This is a genomic window from Marichromatium sp. AB31, from assembly GCF_003718685.1.
Taxonomy (GTDB): Bacteria; Pseudomonadota; Gammaproteobacteria; order Chromatiales; family Chromatiaceae; genus Marichromatium; species Marichromatium gracile.
In genome coordinates this window covers 54,294-75,554 of record NZ_RHFI01000004.1, presented here as the reverse complement: position 1 = coordinate 75,554, position 21,261 = coordinate 54,294, and the positions used below count along the sequence as shown (strand labels likewise).

Below are 21,261 nucleotides of genomic sequence, written 5' to 3'. Positions count from 1 at the left end.
TGGCATCAGCCTTGAGCGATCCGAGGCGGGGCGCAGCTGCTCATGACCAGCGGTTTCAGGTCGGGCGAGGTCCTGGCGGTCCAGCCTCTCTCAGTCCTCGGCCTCGCTCAGCCAGCCTTGCAGCGCGTCGACCAGTGACTGCGCCTGGGCGCGGCTGGAGATGTTGAACTTCGACTGCTGTCGATACTCGCCGCTGCGTTTTTGATAGCGGCGGATGGTGAACTTGTCCGGGCCGTAGCAGTTCTTGGCGCGGTCCCAGTCGCGATAGCGGAAGACGATGGTCGTCCAGCTCCCCTTGGAGAGGATCACCTTGTCGAGTTGCTGCGTGGTTTCGATCCCGTCCTCGACATAGCTGACGGACAGGTCTTCGACCGTTTCGGTCATTGATTGAATCTCCTTGCTGATGATGGACCGCGTTCAGCGGTTTGCGCGCGCACCATTGCGCAGCAGCAATCGCTCGATGGTCCCGGCGTCCGGGCCGATTCCGGGTTGGCGCGCCAGTTCCAGTGGCAGATGGCCCTTGCCGTCGACGCGGTTGACGTCAGCGCCATTGTCGATGAGTCGGGAGACGGCGTCGAGATGGCCGCCGGCGATGGCCAGGTGCAGCGCGGTCCGTCCCTGCGCGTCGGGTTGGTCGATGACCGCGCCCTGTTCGAGCAGGAAGGTATGGACGTCGCGGTCGGCGTTGCCGGTGGCGGCCTGCTCGAGCAACAGCCGTTGGGGATCGAAGGCGGCGCCGGCCTCGATCAGCATCTGTGCGAAGAGGATCTTGCCGTTGGCCAGGGCGACCTCGAGCGGGGTCTGGTCAGCGCCGTTGCGACGTTCGGGGTCGGCGCCGTGTTCGAGCAGAGCGCGACCGATGCTGACCCGATTGGTACGGGCGACGATGTGCAGCGGGTAATCACCGGCGCTGTCGGGGCGGTCGGTCCCGTCCTCCCAGTAGAGGTGGCGCTTGACCTGGTCGAGGTCGCCGATCTCGAGCGCGCGGAACAGGTTGAGCGTCGGCGGTGGCGGTTCGCTACAGGCGCCGAGTACGGCAACGAACAGGATGGGCAGTAAACGATGCATCGGATGATGGGCGAGATCGCCGGCGACAAGGCTCGGTTGATGGTAAGGCCTGCCCTCGGGAAGGCGCAAGCCGTGTGTCAGGACATGGGGGCAGGACGATGATCGGCAAGCTGGTGCTGACCCTGGCGGTGATCGCCGGGGCCTATCTGGTGGTGCGCGCGCGCTGGCGGGGCGACACCGCTCCGGGGATGCGTCCAGGGCTGCCCTCGCGCGCACTGCGCTGGACGGCTGCGGGGCTGGTGGTGGTGATGCTCGGGGCGAGCGGCTTCTATCTGCTGCATGACTGGCAGCGGGGGCGCGAGGTGGTCGAGGTGCGGGTGCTCAATGTCGCCAGCGGCGCCGAGACCCGCTATCTGGCGCGCCGAGGCTCGGTCGAGGGGCGGCGCTTCCGCACCCTCGACGGGATCGAGGTGCGCCTGGCCGACGTCGAGCGGATGCTGCTCGCGCCCGCTCAGGCCGATGTCGCGGCGGGTCCATAACGCACGCCGCCGCTGGCGACATAGGCCTCGAGGACGGCAATCGCGCGTGGGCGCAGCAGGTCGCGGGTGACCGCGATCCCGCGGTGCGCATAGTGCGCCACCCAGTCGGCGGGCTTGTCCCCCTCGTCGAAGCCGATCGCGCGCACGTCGCTGTCGCGAGCCCCGCAGTACAGGGCATCGACCCCGCTCCAGGGGATCGCGCCCATGCACATGGCGCAGGGCTCGGCGCTGCTCACCAGCACGCAGCCGCCGGGACAGGCACGCCCCAGATCATCGTCGCCGAGCCGCTGCTGGGCGCTCGCCAGCGCCAGCATCTCGGCATGGGCGAGCGAACAATGACTGGCGCTGACCCGGTTGACCCCGGCGCCGAGCAGCCGCCCGTCGGCGCGTGCGAACACCGCCGCGCCGAAGGGGCCGCCACTGCGCTGGCGTACATTGGTCTCGGCCAGGGTGAGTACCAGCGCCATCTGCGCCTCGGGGTCGGGCAGGGGCGTGGCGCGGGACGCGAGCAGTCCGTCCAGCCAGTCGGGATGGGGGATGTGGATCGCTTGCATGCTCGATGTCTGTGGTGGTGGTCGGTGCCGGGAGGATGACATGGCGCGTGGCATCGGGACAGCCCGGGGCTTGAATTTTGCCAGCCGCCCATAACCTCTCTCCCTGATCGCGCCGCGCCCTGCGGTGCCTGGACCCATGATCCTCTGCATAGGGAGCGTACGAATGCGTCATTCGATCCTTGCCCTGGGCTGTACTGCCCTGCTTGCCGCGACTCCGGTGCTCGCCGACTGGACCCTTGATCCTGAGCGCTCGCACCTGGCCTTCGTCTCGATCAAGTCGGGCGATGTCGCCGAGATCAACACCTTCGAGGAGGTGCATGGCGTGGTCGGTGAGCAGGGCGATGTCACCGTGACGCTGATGCTCGACAGTGTCGAGACGCTGATCCCGATCCGCAACGAGCGCATGCGCGAGATGCTGTTCGAGACTGCCGATTATCGCGAGGCGCTGCTCGAGGCCAAGGTCGATCCCGAGCAGCTCGCTGCGCTCGAGGTCGGGTCGATGATGCCGCTGATCGCCGAGGGGCGGCTGTCGCTGCACGGTGAGACCCAGCCGATGACCATCAGCATGCAGGTGGCGCGGCTCGACGAGACCACGCTGATGGTGGCGAGCACGAAGCCGTTGATCGTCGATGCGGAGAAGTTCGGGTTGAGTGACGGTGTGGAGCAACTGCGCGAGATCGCCGGGCTCGAGCGCATCGCCCGGGCGGTGCCGGTGACCTTTGTCGTGACCTTCGTCGCCCAGCCGGAGTGAGTCGGTTCGGCGGGTGCGTGGCTTGACTTGTCCGTGGTGAGTTCGGACACTCGGGGGAACGCGGCCGAGCCGCGCGTCGACAGCGTGTCGGTGCGTGGGGTCAGACCCCGGGGCATGGTGCCCTGGGGCGCGGTCGTGAGCGTGACGAGGTTCGTTCAACCATGAAGTGGTATGCCATCCTGCTGGGTGCTGCGATCGGTGCGATCAGCGGTGTCGCGGTGGGTTATTTCCTGATCCCGCACCTGTTCTCCGGCAACTCCGGCGCCCAGTCGCTCGAGGGTGCGGTGCAGAGTCCTCTGCCCGCAGTCGCCGTGGTCGCGACGGTGCCCGTGCAGCCCGCCTGATTTCATCCTCTCGCCGCCGGACGACGCCCGTCGATCCGGCGGCGTGTCAGCCGCTCAGAATCCCTCGGTCGAGGTGAAGAGCCCCACGCGCAGATCCTTGGCGGTGTAGATGGTGCGACCGTCGACCTGGACGATGCCGTCACCGATGCCGAGCACCAGCTTGCGCGAGATCACCCGCTTCATGTCGATGTGATAGGTGACCTTGCTCGCCTCGGGCAGCACCTGTCCGGTGAACTTGACCTCGCCGACGCCGAGTGCGCGACCGTGGCCGGGGTTGCCGATCCAGGCCAGATAGAAACCGACCAGCTGCCACAGTGCGTCGAGACCGAGACAGCCGGGCATCACCGGGTCGCCGGGGAAGTGGCACTGGAAGAACCACAGGTCGGGGTTGACGTCGAGTTCGGCGAGGATCTCGCCCTTGCCGTTGGCGCCGCCGAAGTCGGCGATGCGCAGGATGCGATCCATCATCAGCATGTTGGGGACCGGCAGCTGGGCGTTGCCCGGGCCGAACATCTCCCCGCGGCCGCAGGCGAGGAGTTCTTCCCTGTCGAAGGAGGCTTCTTTGGTCATGATCGTGATTCTGCTGTCAGGAATGGGCGGGAGCGACGCCTGTCGTCGGCGTCGCCGCTCGGGGACGGCGCCGGGACGGGCCGTCGGGGACGACGGGGCGCGTTCGCCCCGCCGCCGGATCAGGCGCTCGGCTGCAGCCGCTCGCGGATGAAGTCGACGATGGCATCGACTGCGACGAGCTGCATCTCGGCGTCGCATCGGCCCTTGTACTCGACCATGCCCTGATCGAGGCCCTTGTCGCCGACGACGATACGGTGCGGGACACCGATCAGCTCCATGTCGGCGAACATGAACCCGGGGCGGGCGTCGCGGTCGTCGAGCAGGACGTCGACCCCGGCCTCGCGCAGCGCGTCGTAGAGCTGCTCGACGGTCTCGCGCACCCGGTAGGACTTGCCCATGCGCATCGGCACCAGGGCGACCTCGAAGGGGGCGATGGGCGCCGGCCAGCAGATGCCCTTGTCGTCGTGGTGCTGCTCGATGGCGGCGGCGACCACGCGCGAGACGCCGATGCCGTAGCAGCCCATGGTCATGGCCGTGGCGCGACCGTCCTCGCCGAGCACGGTGGCCTTCATCGTTTCGCTGTACTTGCGTCCGAGCTGGAAGATATGACCGACCTCGATGCCGCGGGCGATGGTGAGGGTGCCCTTGCCATCGGGGCTGGGGTCGCCCTCGACCACGTTGCGCAGGTCGGCGACCTCGGGCAACGCCAGATCACGCTCCCAGTTGAGCCCGAACCAGTGCTTGCCGTCGCTGTTGGCGCCGGCGGCGAAGTCGGCGGCGACCGCCACCGCGCGGTCGACGACGCAGGGGATCGGCAGCTCGCGCGGGCCGAGCGAGCCGGGGCCGGCGCCGATCGCGGCGCGGATCTCGGCCTCGCTGGCCATGCGCAGCGGGCTGGCGACCTGGGGCAGTTTTTCGGCCTTGATGGCGTTGAGTTCGTGATCGCCACGCACCACCAGCGCGACCAGCTCGGCCTCGCTGTCCTCGGCCGCGGCGACCACCAGGGTCTTGACGGTGCGCTCGATCGGCAGCCCGAAGCCCTCGACCAGATCGGCGATGGTGCGGGTGTCGGGGGTGTCGACCAGGCGCGCCTCCTCGCCCGGCGCGGGGCGCGCGGCGCGCGGCGCCACGGCCTCGGCCAGCTCGACGTTGGCGGCATAGTCGCTGGCATCGGAGAAGGCGATGGCGTCCTCGCCGGAGCTGGCGAGGACGTGGAACTCGTGCGAGGCGCTGCCGCCGATGCTGCCGTTGTCGGCCTGCACCGGGCGGAAGTCGAGCCCGCAGCGGGTGAAGATGCGGCTGTAGGTGGCGTGCATCTCGCGATAGGTCTGCTCGAGCGAGTCGTCGTCGAGATGGAAGGAGTAGGCGTCCTTCATCAGGAACTCGCGCGCACGCATCACCCCGAAGCGGGGACGGATCTCGTCGCGGAACTTGGTCTGGATCTGGTAGAAGTTGACCGGCAGCTGCTTGTAGCTCTTGATCTCGCTACGTGCCAGATCGGTGATGATCTCCTCGTGGGTGGGGCCGAAGCAGAACTCGCGCTGGTGACGGTCGCGTAGCCGCAGCAGCTCCGGGCCGTACTGCTCCCAGCGCCCCGACTCCTGCCACAGCTCGGCCGGCTGCACCGCCGGCATCGAGACCTCGAGCGCGCCGCTGCGGTCCATCTCCTCGCGCACGATGCGCTCGACCTTGCGCAGCACCCGTAGCCCCAGCGGCAGCCAGGTGTAGAGGCCGGCGGCGAGCTTGCGGATCATGCCGGCGCGCAGCATCAGCTGGTGGCTGGCGATCTCGGCGTCGGCGGGGGTTTCTTTGACGGTGTGCAGAGGGAATTGGGATGTGCGCATTGGGCAAGGGGCCAGGACGTAAAATACGCGAGTTTAGGGTGCAACGGTGACGAGCACAACGGGGCGCTGGGTTGCCGGGCGATTGTCTGCGATTGCTTGCCTCCGGCTGGCACCTTGGTCATTGTGTCGAGCCGAACGCGTTCCGCACAGGACGTGCAATCTATAATTGAACGGATAATCATGATGCGCGGTCCTTGTCGAAGGTCGTGCACCGATGCAGCCAGATCCCCCCGATGAGCAAACACGCAGAGTCCAGTTTCCACGAGCGCCGCACCCAGGCACGCATCAGTGCCGAGATCCCCATCAAGGTCAGGCTGCCGGGGCGTGACCAGCCTGTCTCGGCACTGAATCAGGATCTCTCCTGGGGCGGGGCGCGATTCATCGTCAGCGGCAAGTCGCTCGGTGGCCAGCTGCCGACCCGCGAGGCCGGGCCGCTGACGCTGCTGCTGCCCTGGACCGGTGGCGGCCAGATCACCGCCGAGGCCGAACTCGCCCGCGCTCAGCGTCTCGCCGACGGACGCTACCAGGTCGCCGTCCGCTTCCAGAGTCTGTCGCCGCGCAGCCAGGCCCGGCTCGAGAAGCTGCTCAACATGCTCTGTCCCCGCGATGGCGTCGACGGGCCGGCGCTGGTGCGCGAGCTCAACATCACCATGGCCGATGCCAGCGACATGCGCCACACCCTCAAGCAGGTCGTCAGCGGCGAGGTGACGCTGAGCGCCTTCGAGGCCTATGCGGTGGATCAGAGCATCCGCCTGGTGATTCGTGGCGATGGCGATCTGCCCTCGTTGCGGCTGCGCGCGCGGGTGCGCGAGGTGACGGCGGCCCGCGCGGCCGATGGCAACTGGCCGGCGCTCTATTCGCTGCGGTTCGCGATCGAGCATCCGCGCCCGATGCTCAAGAAACTCGTCGAGCTGCTCCTCGAGCAGCTGCCGAGCGACTGGAAGGCCGCGACGTCGAGCTATGCCGAGGCGCCGGACTGGCTGCGTGGCGCGCATCTGGCAAGCCCCAGCGAGGTCCTGCCGCCCTCGAGCGATGGCGGCTCGACGCTCGAGATGCGCTACCCCGATGCGCTCAACTATCTGGCGCTGGTCTGGGGCGACCCCGAGGCCTTCGATCTGCGTTTCCAGGATCTGATCATCGGGGAGCATGCCGAGCCCGGTGGCTGGCCCGAGGACGCCTGGGAGGAGCTGGGACTGCTCCAGGATGTCCACGATCAGGCCTATGGGGTGCCGAGCGTGCGCGACAACCCGCTGCGCGGCGGGCGGGTGACCTGAATCCCGGCCTGGCTTGACCCCCGTTCGGTATGCCTGTAATTTCGATCCCTTTTCAACCAATTTCACCTGTTCCCTGGTATCGGCCCCGGATCCGTGCCGCCCGGCCGCTTCCGGTCGCGGGGCGCGTACGCGCTCCGTCGAGTGTCGCAGTATCAAGGTGGGTGATCGGAGGTCGTAGAGGTGACACTGTCAGTGGAGCCGGATGAGATGGGCGCGGACGCGGCCGAGGGGCCGTCTGGACCGCTGTTGAGTGGCGGCGAGATCGTCGTCCAGGCGCTGGCCGACGAGGGCGTCGAGTGCGTATTCGGCTATCCCGGCGGTGCCGTCCTGCACATCTACGATGCACTCTTCCGTCACGGCGCGCTGCGTCACATCCTGGTGCGTCATGAACAGGCCGCGGCCCATGCCGCCGATGGCTATTCCCGCGCCACCGGCAAGTGCGGCGTCTGTCTCGTCACCTCGGGGCCGGGCGCGACCAATGTGGTCACCGGTATCGCCACCGCCTATATGGACTCGATCCCGATGGTGGTGCTCACCGGCCAGGTGCCGACCCCGGTGATCGGCAGCGATGCCTTCCAGGAAGTCGACACCGTCGGCATCACCCGGCCCTGCGTCAAGCACAACTTCCTCGTCAAGGATGTCAACGAGCTGGCGCTGACCATCCGCAAGGCCTTCTATATCGCGACCTCGGGGCGGCCCGGGCCGGTGGTGGTCGATATCCCCAAGGATGTCACCGACCCCGGCATCAAGGTGCCCTATGCGTATCCGCGCGAGGTGCGGATGCGCTCCTACAGCCCGATCGAGAAGGGCCATTCGGGGCAGATCCGCCGCGCCGTGGAGCTGATGCGCGCGGCCAAGCGACCGGTGTTCTACACCGGCGGCGGGGTGGTGCTCGGCGAGGCCTCGGGGCAACTCACCGAGCTGGTGCGCGAGTCGGGCTTCCCGATCACCAGCACGCTGATGGGGCTGGGTGCCTATCCGACGAGCGATCGTCAGTTCCTCGGCATGCTCGGCATGCACGGGACCTACGAGGCGAACATGGCGATGCACGAGACCGATGTGCTGATCGCCATCGGTGCGCGCTTCGACGATCGCGTCACCGGCAAGATCGAGCACTTCTGCCCGAACGCCAAGATCATCCATGTCGACGTCGACCCCTCCTCGATCTCCAAGAACGTCAAGGTCGACGTGCCCATCGTCGGTCAGGTCGGCAAGGTGCTCGAGGAGATGCTGCGGCTCTATCGCGAGCAGCCGGCGGTCTCGGGCACCGATACGGCGCTCGCCGCCTGGTGGGAGCAGATCGCACAGTGGCGTGCGCTCGACTGCCTCCAGTACGATCGCACCAGCAGCACGATCAAGCCGCAGTTCGCCATCGAGACCCTGCACAAGGTCACCAAGGGTGATCTCTATCTGACCTCCGATGTCGGTCAGCACCAGATGTTCGCGGCCCAGTTCTACGGTTTCGACAAGCCGCGGCGCTGGATCAACTCCGGCGGGCTCGGCACCATGGGCTTCGGCCTGCCGGCGGCCATCGGCGTCCAGCTCGGTCATCCCGATGCCCAGGTCGCCTGCGTCTCGGGTGAGGCGAGCATCCTGATGTGCATCCAGGAGCTGGCCACCTGCATGCAGTACGGGCTGCCGATCAAGGTGATCCTGCTCAACAACGGCTACATGGGCATGGTGCGCCAGTGGCAGGAGTTCTTCTACGACGGCCGTTACGCGCACTCCTATGTCGACGCGGTGCCCGACTTCGTCAAGCTCGCCGAGAGCTTCGGCCATGTCGGCATGCGCGTGGAGCGCCCGGAGGAGTTGGAGTCGGCGATGCAGGAGGCGTTCGCGATGACCGACAGGTTCGTGTTCCTCGACGTGGTGGTCGATCCCACGGAGAACGTCTATCCGATGATCGCCGCCGGCAAGGGCCAGCACGAGATGCAGCTCTCGCCGAGTCTGTCCGATCGAGAACTGGCCTGAGCGCCGCGCCGACACAAGACGAGAAGATCACATGAGACACATCATCGCCGTGTTGCTGGAGAACGAGGCGGGCGCGCTGTCGCGTGTCGCCGGACTGTTCTCGGCCCGTGGCTACAACATCGAATCCCTGACCGTCGCCCCGACCGACGACCCCACGCTCTCGCGCATGACGCTGGTGACCACCGGCAACGACGACATCGTCGAGCAGATCAAGAAGCAGCTCAACAAGCTCGTCGACACCGTCAAGCTGCTCGATCTCTGCGAAGGCCCGCACATCGAGCGTGAGATGATGTTGGTCAAGGTGCGCGCCGAGCGGCGCGACCGCGAGGAGCTCAAGCGTCTGGTCGATATCTTCCGCGCCAAGATCATCGATGTCACCGACACCAGCTATGTCATCGAACTGACCGGGGCGACCCATAAGCTCGACGCCTTCATCGATACCGTCGCCGAGGAGCTGATCATCGAGGTCGTGCGCTCCGGGCCGACCGGGATCTCCCGTGGCGAGAAGGGTCTGACCATCTAGCCTCCGGTATCCATGTGGCGTCCGGGCGGTATCGCCCGGACGCCTTCCGCTTCCATATCCGTCGCCGCGCGGATATCACCATCCGATAGGATCCACACCCATGAGCATCAACGTTTACTACGACAAAGACGCCGATCTGTCCCTCATCCAGGGCAAGCAGGTCGCCATCATCGGCTATGGCTCGCAGGGCCATGCCCATGCCAACAACCTCAAGGACTCCGGCGTCTCGGTCACCGTCGGTCTGCGCGAGGGTTCGGCCTCGGCGGTCAAGGCGGCCAACGCCGGTCTGGCGGTGAAGTCGATCGAGGAAGCCGTTGCCGGCGCCGACGTGGTGATGGTGCTCGCCCCCGATGAACACCAGGGCGCGCTCTACCGCGACCAGATCGCCCCCAACATCAAGCAGGGTGCGGCGCTCGCCTTCGCCCACGGCTTCAACGTCCACTTCGGCCAGATCGAGCCGCGCGAGGACCTCGACGTCATCATGATCGCGCCCAAGGGCCCCGGTCACCTGGTGCGCTCGACCTACACCCAGGGCGGCGGCGTGCCGAGCCTGATCGCCGTCTACCAGGACGCCACCGGTCAGGCCCGCGACATCGCCATGGCCTATGCCTCGGCCAACGGCGGTGGCCGTGCCGGCATCATCGAGACCAGCTTCCGCGAGGAGTGCGAGACCGACCTCTTCGGTGAGCAGGCGGTGCTCTGCGGCGGTCTGGTGTCGCTGATCCAGAACGGTTTCGAGACCCTGGTCGAGGCCGGCTACGCCCCCGAGATGGCCTACTTCGAGTGCCTCCACGAGGTCAAGCTGATCGTCGACCTGATCTACGAGGGCGGCATCGCCAACATGCGCTACTCGATCTCCAACACCGCCGAGTACGGTGATCTCACCCGTGGTCCGCGCGTCGTCAACGCCGAGTCCAAGGCCGAGATGAAGCGTGTGCTCGAGGAGATCCAGTCGGGTCAGTTCGCCAAGGAGTTCATCCTCGAGAACCAGGCCGGTGCCTCCTCGCTCAAGGCCCTGCGTCGCATCGGCGCCGAGCACCAGATCGAGGAAGTGGGCGAGCGTCTGCGCGAGATGATGCCCTGGATCCGCGAGCAGAAGCTGGTCGACAAGACCCGCAACTGATCGCCCCCCGTCGGGGCCGGCCATCCTGGTCGGTCCCGCTCGCGTCCGTGCCCGTCAGGGCGCGGGCGGCCCCTCATCCCGGACGTTCGTCCAGCGCATCCGCGAGCAAGGCTCGTGGTGGCACCTCCATCCTGATCTTCATGCCATCCGCTGCTAGCCGCAGCTCTCCGCCGAGTGCCTGCAACCGCAGCTCGAGCATCTGGCCGAGCGTGGTGCGCGGCAGGTCGGCTGCGCTGCCGGGGGCGGCGATGTCGAGGATGATCGACAACCCCTCGTCCGCCCTCGTGGTGAAGCGGATCCGTGCCAGCGGATAGTGCTCGAGCAGCGCCTGCAGGCTGTCGAAGAGCAGGATGCGGGTTGCCCCAGCGACCACCGGTGGTCCGGCATCGAGTTCGAGCAGTGGCGGTTCGCCGCCGCTGGCGCTGGCCCGTACCTCGCGGGTCAAGGCCTCGGCGAGACCGAACTCGTGCAGCAGTGGGGGGCTGAGTCGGGCGCAGACGCCGCGCATCGAGTCGATCGCGTGATCGATCAGCTGGTGGACACGCCGCAGTGTCTCGCGTGAGGCATCGTCGCTGTCGCGCGCGAGACGTTGGGTGGTGAGTGCGGCCGCGGTGAGCAGCTGCATCGGGTCGTCGTGCAGGGTGCGGGCGAGTCGGTGGGCGGTGCGCCCGTACGCCACCCGTTCCTCGTCGAAGTGCCGAGCCAGGCCGATCCTCGCCGTGGTCGTCTCGACCTGCAACCGCAGCTGGTTGATCGCCAGCGGCAATGCGCCGCCGATCAGTACCAGCACGGCCTGATAGAGCGGGGTCAGCGTCGGTGTGCCGAGCGCGCCGGCCAGCACCAGCGCGAGCAGCTCGAGTCCGCAGAGCATCGCCAGCGCCGCTCGTGGGCCCAGTGCGAGGCCGAAGGCGGCCGCCAGCGGCAGTGCGAGCAGGACGAGGAGTGGCAGCAGCGCGGCGATGCCGTGAGCGCTCAACGGCGCGCTCAACAACGCCAGCAGCAGCGCCAGCCCGAGGGTGGTGCGGGCCGTATCCTGTGCCGGCGGTGGTGGCGTGGGATGGTGTTCATGGTGTTGACGCAACGAGAGCAGGGCGGCGGTGACCAGCAGGGAGACGAAGATGGCCCCGCCCTGGCCGGGTTCGGCGGTCAGGGTGTCGGGCTGGATCAGGCTCTGTGCGGCGATGGCGGCCAGCGCCGTGGCGGCAATCGCCAGCAAGGCATTGAGCGAGGGTCCGAGCATCAACCGCCGGCGCGCCAGATAGTGCCCGAGCAGGCCATAGAGGGGCAGGGGCAGCAGTGCCGTAGCCAGCTGGCGGGTGGCGGCCTCTTCTGGCCAGGCGGTCAGGGCGTAGATCAGAGTGGCGGTGATGGGGAGCAGGAGGGCCTGCAGGCCGCCGAGCATCACCGCAGCCAGGGTCAGGGCGGCCTCCGGTGCGCAGAGCGATGCAACGGGCCAGCCCGGTACCTGCTGCAGCAGGATCCAAAGCGGGATGTAACTCAGCGCCAGGAACAACAGCGCGCGCACGATCGTTCTCCTGGAAACGGCAGACGCCCCGGGGCGCGTCGTTGCCCCGTCATCGCATCTTGGATGAACGCGCGATGACAGGACGCGTGGAGCGGTTAGGATAGAAGAAGCGCGGTCAAAAGGCGATCGCCGACGGGAGGGCGTCGGCTCAGCTGACCAGGATGGTCGGTGGGCGATGTCGCTCGGTACAGCTACGCTCGCCGTGGTCGAGCAGTGTCGCCGGACAGATTGCGTCCTCGGGATAGCAGGCGAAGCCGATGCGCGGGTTGGGTCGGTACTGGGCGCCGGCGGACTCGACGGGTTGGGACAGGGTGGTGCGCAGGCGCTCGACCACGCGCTCGACCTTGTCCACACCGGTGATTTCGCTCAGCAGCAGTGCCAGTCGGCTGGCGCCGAACCGGGCCAGGCGGTCCTGACGGCGACGCCCGTGCTGCAGCCGCTGGATGCAGGCCTGGATCATCGTCTCGGTGTGCGCCGGGTTGGCGTGGTGTCTGCCCAGGGCGATGTCGATCACCAACAGTGCGCAGGAGCGGTTGAGTCGGCGGTGCTGTTGCAGCGCGCGATCGAGCTGGTCGATGAGGTGTGGGCGCTCGACCTCGGGGCAGTGATCGCGGCCATCGTCACGACGCGGTGCCGGACGCAGGACCAGGGTGTAGCCGCCGCTGGCGCCGCCGCGCGCCGGCAGGATGCGACCGTCGAGAGGGAAGAGCGCGCCGTCCTGATGCTGGCCGAGCAGCCCGGCCTGGCCCAGGTCGATGCCGTCGGGGTGCGGGCTGGTGTCGACCTGCTGCAGCAGGTCGCTGAGACGCTGCTGACTCTGGTGCGCGACCAGGTGCTTCCAGGAGTTGCCGCGCAGCGCCTCGGGCGAGTGGCCGAACAGGGGTTCGACGCCATGATCGCAGATCACGATCTGCTCCTGTGCGTCGATGCAGACGAGCACCTCGGGCGTGGTGTTCGGGATCCTGGGCGCATGATGGGGCGTGGGACCGGAGGCATGCAGCACGGTGGTGTAGGGCGGCGTGCCGACTTGCCCTGGATGCTGATCGAAATGGAAGTCGGGCGAGTTCATCTTCGAATGGTGTTTTGCTGCACGTGTGGACGTTGATCTCCGCCTGGCGCGGGTTGGCGCCAGGCTGCGGTCGTCCGCCGTGCCAGGCCGTGTGCCGGGGCTGGACGGACCGATGAAGTCGAGCTTCATTGTCCCAGTGCAACGATGGCGCTAAGATCAGGGATCCCCTGATGCCGGCATCAGGGGATCATCTCGATCGAGTTCCCCCTGTCAGGGGCGATCCTCACGCAACGTGTCTTGATCGGTGGCGTATCTCCAAGTGAACGAGCCTGTAAAACGCATTCTGATCGTGGATGACCATCCGCTGGTTCGGGCCGGTCTGGCGAGTCTGATCGCCGCCGAACCGGATCTGGAGGTCTGTGGCGAGGCCGAGACGCTACGCGAGGGGTTGCAGTTGGTGCGCGACCTCACCCCGAACCTGACCGTCGTCGATCTTTCGCTCGAGGACGGCAACGGTCTGGAGCTGATCAAGCGGCTCAGAACCCATGATGCGGAGATCCGCATCCTGGTCTGCTCGGTGCACGAGGAGGCGTTGTTCGCCGAGCGTGCCATCGGTGCCGGGGCGCTTGGCTACATCAACAAGCACAAGGGCATCGACGAGGTGATCGCCGCGGTCCGCCAGACCCTGGCCGGGCGCATCTATCTCAGCGCCGACATGCAGCAGCGCTTCGTCGAGGGATTCGCGCAGAAGCGTGTGCCGGCACAGTCCCCGGTCGAACTGCTCACCGACCGCGAGCTGCAGGTGTTCATCCTTATCGGCGAGGGGGTGTCGAATGGCCGTATGGCCGAGCGGCTGCACCTCAGCGTCAAGACCATCGAAACCCATCGCGAGAAGATCAAGCGCAAGCTGCAGCTGTCCTCGGCTGCCGAACTGATGCGTTACGCGGTGCAGTGGCAGCTCGAGCAGGGTTGATCGAAAGGGGCTGAATCAGCCGCGCACGAAGGACATGAACTCGGCGCGGGTGCGCGGGTCGCTCTCGAAGGCGCCGCGCATTGCGCTCGACACCGTGGTGCTGCGCTGCTTCTGGACCCCGCGCATCATCATGCAGGTGTGACTGGCCTCCATCACCACCGCCACGCCATGGGCGCCGAGATGCTCCATCAAGGCATCCGCCACCTGGTTGGTCAGACGCTCCTGCACCTGCAACCGGCGCGCGAAGACATCGACGACGCGGGCGATCTTGCTCAGTCCCACCACCTTGCCGTTGGGCAGGTAGCCGACGTGGGCATGGCCGAAGAAGGGCAGCATGTGATGTTCGCACATCGAATAGAACTCGATGTCGCGCACGATCACCATCTCCTTGGCGTCCTCCTCGAACAGCGCCTTCTTGATGATCTCCTCGGCCGACATCTGGTAGCCGCTGGTGAGGAAGTCGAGCGCCTTGGCCACGCGCAGCGGGGTACGCTTGAGGCCTTCGCGCTCGGCGTCCTCGCCGAGCGCGTCGAGCATCTCGCGCACCAGCCCCTCCTTGCGCGGGTCATAGACCTCCGCCTCCGACTCGGCCTCGAAGCTGGTGGCGTAGTGACTGTGGGTGACGATCTTCGGGGCTCTCGCTTGTTCTGCCATCTGGATGCCTGGTCCATTGCTGATATAGAAGATATGGGCGGACGGAGGCCTGAGGCGCGCCCGCTTCAGATCGGACAATGGGGGTCGAGGGGGGAGAACGGAATAGTCTGGCGGTGCGCGTAAGGGTCATACACGGGGCGTTTGTGGAAACACGGTCCGGTGTCGGTTAACATAACGGTCCGTTTCTTCTCAAAATCCAAAGATCTGCGGACGAAAGGCCATGAGTGCTCAGCCGATCGGTCCAGCCAGTCTCCTCGCCTCCTGCGCCGCTCGCGGTGCGGTCCGTTCCGGGGTCACGAGCCGTTGACAGCCAGCGGTCATGTGTCTACTTCCCCCCTGGTCGTTGCGAGCCACCCCTCGTGGATTGGCCGTCCTCTCGTTTCGAGTCCGACCCCGGTCGGCTGCCGTGGATGTCTTCGCCCAATCCCTAGGAGAACCTGACTATGTGTGGTTTCTGCGGTGAGATCCGCTTCGACGACCTCCCGGCGAATCTCGACGCCCTGAGTGCCATGAATGCGGCCATGACCCCGCGGGGCCCCGACGGTCATGGGGTCTGGCAACAGGGTCGGGTGGCGCTCGCCCATCGCCGGTTGTCGATCATCGATCTGAGCAATCATGCCGCGCAGCCGATGGTCGACAGCGAGCTGGGGCTGTCGATCGCCTTCAACGGATGCATCTACAACTATCGCGAGCTGCGCGGTGCGCTCGAGTCCAAGGGCTATCGCTTCTTCTCCGAGGGCGATACCGAGGTGGTGCTCAAGGCCTTTCATGCCTGGGGCGATGCCTGTGTCGAGCGCTTCCACGGCATGTTCGCCTTCGCCATCGCCGAGCGCGACAGCGGGCGGTTGACCCTGGCGCGCGATCGTCTCGGCATCAAACCGCTCTATCTCGCCGAGGTCGCCGGCGGGCTACGCTTTGCCTCGACCCTGCCGGCGCTGCTCGCCGGCGGCGGCGTCGACACCGAGATCGATCCGGTGGCGCTGCACCACTACATGCACTTCCACTCGGTGGTGCCGGCGCCGCACACCATGCTCGCCGGGGTGCGCAAGCTCGCGCCGGCGACCATCCGCGTCGTCGAGCCCGATGGCCGTCAGCGCGATCGCTGCTACTGGTCGCCGAGCTTCGAGCCGTTGGCCGAGGAGCGCGGACTCGGTTACGAGGACTGGCAGGAGCGCGTCCTCGCGGCGCTGCGCACCGCCGTCGAGCGCCGCCTGGTGGCCGACGTCGACGTCGGTGTGCTGCTCTCCGGCGGACTCGACTCGAGCCTGATCGTCGGTCTGCTCGCCGAGCACGGCCAGCGCGGACTCAACACCTTCTCGGTCGGCTTCGAGTCGGTCGGCGGCGAGGCCGGTGATGAGTTCCAGTACTCCGACATCATCGCCCGTCACTACGGCACCACCCATCACAAGATCCGTGTCGACTCGGCCGCGCGGCTGCTCCCGGAGCTGCCCAACTGCGTGCGGGCGATGTCCGAGCCGATGGTCAGCCATGATGTCATCGGCTTCTACCTGCTCTCGCAGGAGGTGGCCAAGCACGTCAAGGTGGTGCAGAGCGGGCAGGGGGCCGATGAGGTCTTCGCCGGTTATCACTGGTACCCGCCGATGGTCGGCAGCAGCGACCCGGTCGGTGACTATGCCCGCGCCTTCTGCGATCGTAGCCATGCCGAGTTCTGCGAGGCGGTCGATCCGCGCTTCCACGGCGCCGACCACAGCCGCGCCTTCATCGCCGCGCACTTCGCCGGCGCCGGCGCCAGCGACGCGCTCGACAAGGCGTTGCGACTCGATCAGCAGATCATGCTGGTCGACGACCCGGTCAAGCGGGTCGACAACATGACCATGGCCTGGGGGCTGGAGGCGCGCGTGCCCTTCCTCGATCACGAACTGGTCGAACTGGCGGCGCGGATGCCCGGCGAGCACAAGCTCACCGATGACGGCAAGGGTGTGCTCAAGGCGATCGGACGCAAGATCATCCCCAGCGAGGTGATCGATCGTCCCAAGGGTTATTTCCCGGTGCCGGCGCTGAAGTATCTGCGCGGGGAGGTGCTGGAGACGGTGACCGACCTGGTGCGCTCGCAGCGTGCCCGCGAGCGCGGGCTGTTCCGCGCGGACTATGTCGAGCACCTGCTGGCCGCGCCCGACGAGCACATCACCCCGCTGCGCGGCTCGAAGCTGTGGCAGGTGGCGCTGCTCGAGCTGTGGCTGCAGGAACACGGGATCTGAGCGCGGGCGGCGTCAGGGAACGACCTGCCGGGCCGCCCGGCATGCGTTGAATCATGCGCTCGCACCCGCCTCGCGGCGGCTGCGAGCGCTTGGCCTGGGGTTCGGTCGGATGCGTCCGGTCGGACTTCGCCCTGGCGCCCGAGCGACGTCATCCGATCCATGCCAGTGACGCAGACAGGACAGCCAGCATGACCATGAAAGAGCGCATCCATCACCGTCTCGAGCGCAGTCGTGCCCCATCGGTCAAGAACTGGGACCGCCGACCACGGACCGATCAGACCCTGGGGCAGTCGGCCAGCGTCGACTGCGGCTGGGGCAGGCTGTTGTTCGGGCAGACCTTCAGCGACCCGGCCGAGATCGCGCGCGCGCTCCAGCAGGAGCGCCCCGGTACCCGCGACGTGGCGCTCTATCTCAATGAGCCGCACGTGGTGCTGGCGCAGGCGCCGCAGGACCTCTTCCTCGACCCCTCGCACACCTTCCGGCTGTGGTTCGAGCGCTACCAGTCCTGCCAGCGCCGCCCCAAGGGGTTCCATATCCGCCTGGTCAACTGCCGTGCCGACGCCGAGGCGATCCAGCGGCTCTATATCAGTCGCGGCATGGTGCCGCCGGGGGCGGACTTCGTCTGGGCGAACCGCACCTCCAAGGTGCTGACCTACTGGGTCGCGGAGGACGAGCAGGACGGCTCGCTGCTCGGCGTGGTCAACGGTGTCGACCATGCCGCAGCCTTCGACGATCCCGAGAACGGCGCCAGCCTGTGGGCGCTCGCCGTCGACGCCCAGGCCCCCTATCCGGGGATCGGCGAGACGCTGGTGCGTCAGGTCATCGAGTATTATCTGGCGCGTGGTCGCGCCTTCCTCGATCTCTCGGTGATCCACGACAACAGCAACGCCATTCGTCTCTACCAGAAGCTCGGCTTCGGCCGCATCCCGGCGTTCGCGGTCAAGAACAAGAACGCCTTCAACGAGCCATTGTTCATGGGACGTCAGCCCGAGGCCGATCTCAACCCCTATGCCACCATCATCGTCAAGGAGGCGCGGCGTCGCGGCATCGGGGTCGAGGTGATCGATGCCGAGGCGGGCTACTTCGCGCTGACCCTCGGCGGTCGTCGGGTGGTGTGTCGCGAGAGTCTCAGCGAGATGACCAGTGCGGTGGCGATGAGCCGCTGCGACGACAAGGCGGTCACCCACCGGCTGTTGCGCCATGCCGGGCTGCGGGTGCCCGAACAGGCCCGCTTCCAGGCGCTCGATCAGGCCGAAGCGCTGCTCTCGCGGCTCGGCAGCCTGGTGGTGAAGCCCGCGCGCGGCGAGCAGGGGGCGGGGATCAGCGTCGATGTGCGCGACGCCAAGTCGCTGGAGCTGGCGATCGGCGCGGCGCGTCGGGTCTGCGAGACGGTGATTCTCGAGGAGTACGTGCAGGGCCACGACCTGCGCATCATCGTCATCGACTACCAGGTGGTGGCCGCCGCCATCCGCCGTCCGGCGCACGTCGTCGGCACCGGGCGCCACAGTATCCGCGACCTGATCCAGGCGCAGAGCCGCCGCCGGCGCGCCGCCACCGGCGGCGAGAGCAACATCCCGATGGACGAGGAGACCTCGCGCTGCGTGCGCGAGGCCGGCTTCGTGCTCGAGCACATCCTGCCCGAGGGGCAGATGCTGCAGGTGCGCAAGACCGCCAACCTGCATACCGGCGGGACCATCCACGATGTCACCGCCGAGCTGCACCCGGCGCTCGCCGAGGCCGCCGAGGCCGCGGCGCGCGCGCTCGAGATCCCGGTGACCGGGCTCGACTTCATCGTGCCCTCGGTTTCCGAGCCCGAGTATGTGATCATCGAGGCCAACGAGCGTCCGGGGCTGGCCAACCACGAGCCGCAGCCGACCGCCGAGCGCTTCGTCGACCTGTTGTTCCCGCAGACCGCGACCCGGGAGGAGTTCCCTTGAAGCTACCCGCCATCGATTCGAATTATCTGGTCGATATCCTGCTGAAGCTGTTGTTCACCCCGAGTCCCTCGGGCTATACCGATCGGGTGGTTCATCTGGTGTGCGAAGAGCTCGAGCGCCTCGGCGTGCCCTTCGAGCTGACCCGGCGCGGGGCGATCCGCGCCACCCTGGAAGGGCGGGTGTCGCAGCCCGACCGCGCCGTGGTCGCCCACATCGATACCCTCGGTGCCATGGTCAAGGGACTCAAGGAGAACGGCCGCTTGCAGCTGGTGCCGGTGGGGCACTGGAACGCGCGCTTCGCCGAGGGCGCGCGCGCAACCCTGTTCACCGACACCGGCCAGCTGCGCGGAACCATCCTGCCGATGAAGGCCTCGGGACACACCTTCGGTCCCGAGATCGACGATCAGCCCGGGGGCTGGGATCACGTCGAGTTTCGCATCGACACACGGGTCTCTGACCTGCACGGGCTGTTGCGCCTGGGGGTGCACGTCGGTGACTTCCTCGCCATCGACACCTGCCCGGAGATCACCGACACCGGCTTCATCAACGCCCGTCATCTCGACGACAAGGCCGGTGCCGCGGTGCTGCTGGCGACCATCGAGGCGGTGCAGCGCGAGCGCCCCGACCTGCCCGTCGACTGCCATCCGCTGTTCACCATCTCCGAGGAGGTCGGCTCCGGCGCCTCGGCGGCGTTGCATCAGGACGTCGCCGAGATGCTCACCATCGACAACGGCACCACCGCGCCGGGACAGAACTCGAGCGAGTTCGGGGTGACCATCGCGATGGCCGACCAGAGCGGTCCTTTCGACTACCACCTCACCCATCGCGTCATCCAGCTCTGCCAGGAGTTCACCATCCCCCATCAGCGCGATGTCTTCCGCTACTACCGCTCCGACAGCGCCGCCGCGCTCGAGGCCGGCAACGACGTGCGCACCGCGCTGGTGACCTTCGGCGTCGATGCCTCGCACGGCTACGAGCGCATCCATCTCGATGCCCTGGAATCGCTGGCGCGGTTGGTCGGGGTCTACATGCAGGCACCGCCGCTGTTCAGTCGCGACCGCTACGAGATGGGGCCGCGCGCCGGCTTCCCGACCCAGCCGGGCTAGTCCTCGGGCGCCAGACAGGCCACGCGATTACGCCCGCTGTGCTTGGCGCGATAGACCGCCTGGTCGGCGCGCGCCAGTGTCTGGTCGAGCGGCTCGCCGGGACGGCCCAGACTGACCCCGAGACTGGCGGTGGTGGGCACGGCCGACTCGCGCGCGATCGCCCGGCGTAGCTTCTCGGCGGTGCGCTCGCCGTCTCTCAGGTTGCTGTAGGGCAGCACCAGCAGGAACTCCTCGCCCCCCCAACGCGCACACAGGTCGCTCTTGCGGGTGTGCTGACACAGTACCCTGGCGACGGCCTGGAGTACCGCATCGCCGCGATCGTGCCCGAGTTCGTCGTTGATCCGCTTGAAGTGATCGAGATCGATGAACACGGTCGCGTACTCACAGGCCCGACCGCGGGTACGCGCCATCGCGCGGTCGAGTCCGCGGCGGTTGAGCAGTCCGGTCAAGGGGTCGCGTTCGGCCTGCTCCAGCGCGCGACAATGCGCCAGTTCGGCGTCGGTGATGTCGTGTAGGGTGAGCACGAAACCACCGACATCCGGCAACCGTCGGCACTCGGCGAGCAGATAGCCGCGTCGTCCGCGACACTCCACCTGGAGCTTGACCGGTCCGCGCGCCGCCGACTCCTCGATCCAGGCCGGAGAGGGGGTGAAGGGGCGGCCGTTGAGCGTCTTGAAGTAGTGACAGATACAGCCGCGTTCGCGCTGGAAGGCGGCCATGTCGTGGATGCCGAAATACTCGCGCAGTGCCGCATTGGCCTGTCTGAGTTGCTGGCCGTCGCTGATCCCGATCATCGCCGGGTTGCAATCGATGATCTGGGCGAGCAGCGCGCGCTCGCGCTCGAGCGCCTGACGCAGCCGCACCTCCTCGGTGACGTCCTTCTGGTTGGAGAAGAAGTAGCGGATGCTGCCGTCGGGGTTGCGGATCGGGGTGATGTTCCAGGAGACCCAGTAAGGCGTGCCGTCCTTGCGATAGTTGACGGTCTGGCCGGCAAACTCCTCGCCTCGTTCGAGGTTGCGGCGCAGCCGGTCGAGGACCGCGCGCTCGGTGCGCTCGCCCTGGAGGATGCGCGGTGTGCGCCCGATCAGCTCCGCGCGCGTATAGCCGGTCATGCGCTCGAAGGCCTTGTTGACGTAGAGGATCTTGGGGTGGTCGTCGTCGAGTTCGGCGCTGGTGATGATGACGCTGGTCAGGGCCTCGTTGAGCACCGCGAGCAGTTCATCGGAGGGGAGGTCGCCGTTCGGTAGGTCGTGTGCGGCCATGACGGGGCGGTTCGGACGCATGGCGCTGTCCGGCCGGGCGTCCAGGTTCGAGGATGGGGGGAGATGCCTATCCTG

General features: G+C 67.3%; 20 protein-coding genes. 11 read left to right on the top strand and 9 right to left on the bottom strand.

The genetic code is table 11. From position 1 onward, the window contains the following. Nucleotides 1–90: 90 nt before the first annotated feature. Together EBL84_RS05015 and EBL84_RS05010 are read right to left on the bottom strand one after the other, a co-directional pair. On the bottom strand, nt 91–384 hold the full coding sequence (locus EBL84_RS05015) for a hypothetical protein (protein WP_123139819.1): 294 nt from the start codon (nt 382–384) through the stop codon (nt 91–93). Between the two features lie 33 nt (nt 385–417). Then, nucleotides 418–1,068: an ankyrin repeat domain-containing protein gene (locus EBL84_RS05010; RefSeq protein ID WP_123139818.1), complete on the bottom strand. Its 651-nt coding sequence runs from the start codon at nt 1,066–1,068 to the stop codon at nt 418–420. A 98-nt stretch (nt 1,069–1,166) separates the two neighbouring features. Here EBL84_RS05010 and EBL84_RS05005 point away from each other — a divergent pair, with 98 nt between their 5' ends. Continuing rightward, on the top strand, nt 1,167–1,547 hold the full coding sequence (locus EBL84_RS05005) for a hypothetical protein (RefSeq protein WP_123139817.1): 381 nt from the start codon (nt 1,167–1,169) through the stop codon (nt 1,545–1,547). Here the strand turns inward: EBL84_RS05005 and EBL84_RS05000 are convergent. After that, a complete protein-coding gene (locus tag EBL84_RS05000; RefSeq protein ID WP_123139816.1) occupies nt 1,520–2,101 on the bottom strand; it encodes a nucleoside deaminase in 582 nt (193 codons plus the stop codon). The two genes, EBL84_RS05005 and EBL84_RS05000, sit on opposite strands and share 28 nt — an antisense overlap. 163 nt (nt 2,102–2,264) lie before the next feature. Here EBL84_RS05000 and EBL84_RS04995 point away from each other — a divergent pair, with 163 nt between their 5' ends. Both EBL84_RS04995 and EBL84_RS04990 read left to right on the top strand, forming a co-directional pair. Beyond that, complete coding sequence (locus EBL84_RS04995) at nt 2,265–2,852, top strand: YceI family protein (protein ID WP_123139815.1); 588 nt, start codon at nt 2,265–2,267, stop codon at nt 2,850–2,852. A 161-nt stretch (nt 2,853–3,013) separates the two neighbouring features. Then, the gene (locus EBL84_RS04990) at nt 3,014–3,196 is read left to right on the top strand and encodes a hypothetical protein (RefSeq protein ID WP_123139814.1); all 183 of its coding nucleotides are present in this window, start codon (nt 3,014–3,016) and stop codon (nt 3,194–3,196) included. A 54-nt stretch (nt 3,197–3,250) separates the two neighbouring features. Here EBL84_RS04990 and fabA read toward each other — a convergent pair whose 3' ends face one another. After that, a complete protein-coding gene (gene fabA / locus EBL84_RS04985) occupies nt 3,251–3,766 on the bottom strand; it encodes a 3-hydroxyacyl-[acyl-carrier-protein] dehydratase FabA (protein WP_062276685.1) in 516 nt (171 codons plus the stop codon). Between the two features lie 119 nt (nt 3,767–3,885). Beyond that, entirely contained in the window at nt 3,886–5,610 is a 1,725-nt protein-coding gene (locus EBL84_RS04980; RefSeq protein ID WP_123139813.1) for a proline--tRNA ligase, read from the bottom strand. A 233-nt stretch (nt 5,611–5,843) separates the two neighbouring features. Here EBL84_RS04980 and EBL84_RS04975 point away from each other — a divergent pair, with 233 nt between their 5' ends. From EBL84_RS04975 to ilvC, 4 genes are all read left to right on the top strand, one after another. Further along, the gene (locus EBL84_RS04975) at nt 5,844–6,884 is read left to right on the top strand and encodes a PilZ domain-containing protein (RefSeq protein ID WP_123139812.1); all 1,041 of its coding nucleotides are present in this window, start codon (nt 5,844–5,846) and stop codon (nt 6,882–6,884) included. A 207-nt stretch (nt 6,885–7,091) separates the two neighbouring features. Further along, nucleotides 7,092–8,855 carry an acetolactate synthase 3 large subunit gene (locus EBL84_RS04970; protein ID WP_123139811.1) on the top strand — a complete coding sequence of 588 codons (1,764 nt, stop codon included), beginning with the start codon at nt 7,092–7,094 and terminating at the stop codon, nt 8,853–8,855. 31 nt (nt 8,856–8,886) lie between these two features. Then, on the top strand, nt 8,887–9,378 hold the full coding sequence (gene ilvN / locus EBL84_RS04965; RefSeq protein WP_005220234.1) for an acetolactate synthase small subunit: 492 nt from the start codon (nt 8,887–8,889) through the stop codon (nt 9,376–9,378). 106 nt (nt 9,379–9,484) lie between these two features. Further along, a complete protein-coding gene (gene ilvC / locus EBL84_RS04960) occupies nt 9,485–10,501 on the top strand; it encodes a ketol-acid reductoisomerase (protein ID WP_025275104.1) in 1,017 nt (338 codons plus the stop codon). A 73-nt stretch (nt 10,502–10,574) separates the two neighbouring features. Here ilvC and EBL84_RS04955 read toward each other — a convergent pair whose 3' ends face one another. Beyond that, on the bottom strand, nt 10,575–12,026 hold the full coding sequence (locus EBL84_RS04955) for a sensor histidine kinase (RefSeq protein WP_123139810.1): 1,452 nt from the start codon (nt 12,024–12,026) through the stop codon (nt 10,575–10,577). Nucleotides 12,027–12,174: 148 nt separating this feature from the next. Beyond that, on the bottom strand, nt 12,175–13,095 hold the full coding sequence (locus tag EBL84_RS04950) for a PAS domain-containing protein (RefSeq protein WP_190287887.1): 921 nt from the start codon (nt 13,093–13,095) through the stop codon (nt 12,175–12,177). 289 nt (nt 13,096–13,384) lie between these two features. Between EBL84_RS04950 and EBL84_RS04945 the strand changes: the two genes are divergently transcribed. Next, a complete protein-coding gene (locus EBL84_RS04945; protein WP_243695653.1) occupies nt 13,385–14,008 on the top strand; it encodes a response regulator transcription factor in 624 nt (207 codons plus the stop codon). A gap of 15 nt (nt 14,009–14,023) precedes the next feature. Here the strand turns inward: EBL84_RS04945 and folE are convergent, their stop codons facing one another. After that, complete coding sequence (gene folE, locus EBL84_RS04940; RefSeq protein ID WP_123139807.1) at nt 14,024–14,662, bottom strand: GTP cyclohydrolase I FolE; 639 nt, start codon at nt 14,660–14,662, stop codon at nt 14,024–14,026. A gap of 443 nt (nt 14,663–15,105) precedes the next feature. Here folE and EBL84_RS04935 point away from each other — a divergent pair, with 443 nt between their 5' ends. The 3 genes from EBL84_RS04935 (at nt 15,106) to EBL84_RS04925 (ending at nt 19,924) form a co-directional block, all read left to right on the top strand. Next, nucleotides 15,106–16,881 (top strand): N-acetylglutaminylglutamine amidotransferase, encoded by a 1,776-nt coding sequence (locus tag EBL84_RS04935; RefSeq protein ID WP_123139806.1) that lies wholly within the window; start codon nt 15,106–15,108, stop codon nt 16,879–16,881. Between the two features lie 188 nt (nt 16,882–17,069). Then, nucleotides 17,070–18,818, top strand: a complete 1,749-nt coding sequence (ngg, locus tag EBL84_RS04930; RefSeq protein WP_123139805.1) for an N-acetylglutaminylglutamine synthetase — start codon at nt 17,070–17,072, stop codon at nt 18,816–18,818. Beyond that, nucleotides 18,815–19,924, top strand: a complete 1,110-nt coding sequence (locus tag EBL84_RS04925) for an osmoprotectant NAGGN system M42 family peptidase (RefSeq protein ID WP_123139804.1) — start codon at nt 18,815–18,817, stop codon at nt 19,922–19,924. Before ngg ends, EBL84_RS04925 begins: the two co-directional genes overlap by 4 nt. Here EBL84_RS04925 and EBL84_RS04920 read toward each other — a convergent pair. Further along, nucleotides 19,921–21,186 (bottom strand): diguanylate cyclase, encoded by a 1,266-nt coding sequence (locus EBL84_RS04920; protein ID WP_190287886.1) that lies wholly within the window; start codon nt 21,184–21,186, stop codon nt 19,921–19,923. The two genes, EBL84_RS04925 and EBL84_RS04920, sit on opposite strands and share 4 nt — an antisense overlap. Between the last annotated feature and the right edge of the window lie 75 nt (nt 21,187–21,261).

Excerpts from the sequence above, each read along its gene's own strand:
- ilvN (WP_005220234.1), top strand. The coding sequence starts at position 8,887 with ATGAGACACATCATCGCCGTGTTGCTGGAGAACGAGGCGGGCGCGCTG.
- ngg (WP_123139805.1), top strand. The coding sequence starts at position 17,070 with ATGACCATGAAAGAGCGCATCCATCACCGTCTCGAGCGCAGTCGTGCC.
- EBL84_RS04975 (WP_123139812.1), top strand. The coding sequence starts at position 5,844 with ATGAGCAAACACGCAGAGTCCAGTTTCCACGAGCGCCGCACCCAGGCA.
- EBL84_RS05010 (WP_123139818.1), bottom strand. The coding sequence starts at position 1,068 with ATGCATCGTTTACTGCCCATCCTGTTCGTTGCCGTACTCGGCGCCTGT.
- EBL84_RS04935 (WP_123139806.1), top strand. The coding sequence starts at position 15,106 with ATGTGTGGTTTCTGCGGTGAGATCCGCTTCGACGACCTCCCGGCGAAT.
- EBL84_RS04995 (WP_123139815.1), top strand. The coding sequence starts at position 2,265 with ATGCGTCATTCGATCCTTGCCCTGGGCTGTACTGCCCTGCTTGCCGCG.
- EBL84_RS04950 (WP_190287887.1), bottom strand. The coding sequence starts at position 13,095 with ATGAACTCGCCCGACTTCCATTTCGATCAGCATCCAGGGCAAGTCGGC.
- EBL84_RS04990 (WP_123139814.1), top strand. The coding sequence starts at position 3,014 with ATGAAGTGGTATGCCATCCTGCTGGGTGCTGCGATCGGTGCGATCAGC.
- fabA (WP_062276685.1), bottom strand. The coding sequence starts at position 3,766 with ATGACCAAAGAAGCCTCCTTCGACAGGGAAGAACTCCTCGCCTGCGGC.
- EBL84_RS04970 (WP_123139811.1), top strand. The coding sequence starts at position 7,092 with ATGGGCGCGGACGCGGCCGAGGGGCCGTCTGGACCGCTGTTGAGTGGC.
- EBL84_RS04920 (WP_190287886.1), bottom strand. The coding sequence starts at position 21,186 with ATGGCCGCACACGACCTACCGAACGGCGACCTCCCCTCCGATGAACTG.
- EBL84_RS05005 (WP_123139817.1), top strand. The coding sequence starts at position 1,167 with ATGATCGGCAAGCTGGTGCTGACCCTGGCGGTGATCGCCGGGGCCTAT.
- folE (WP_123139807.1), bottom strand. The coding sequence starts at position 14,662 with ATGGCAGAACAAGCGAGAGCCCCGAAGATCGTCACCCACAGTCACTAC.
- EBL84_RS05015 (WP_123139819.1), bottom strand. The coding sequence starts at position 384 with ATGACCGAAACGGTCGAAGACCTGTCCGTCAGCTATGTCGAGGACGGG.
- EBL84_RS05000 (WP_123139816.1), bottom strand. The coding sequence starts at position 2,101 with ATGCAAGCGATCCACATCCCCCATCCCGACTGGCTGGACGGACTGCTC.
- EBL84_RS04980 (WP_123139813.1), bottom strand. The coding sequence starts at position 5,610 with ATGCGCACATCCCAATTCCCTCTGCACACCGTCAAAGAAACCCCCGCC.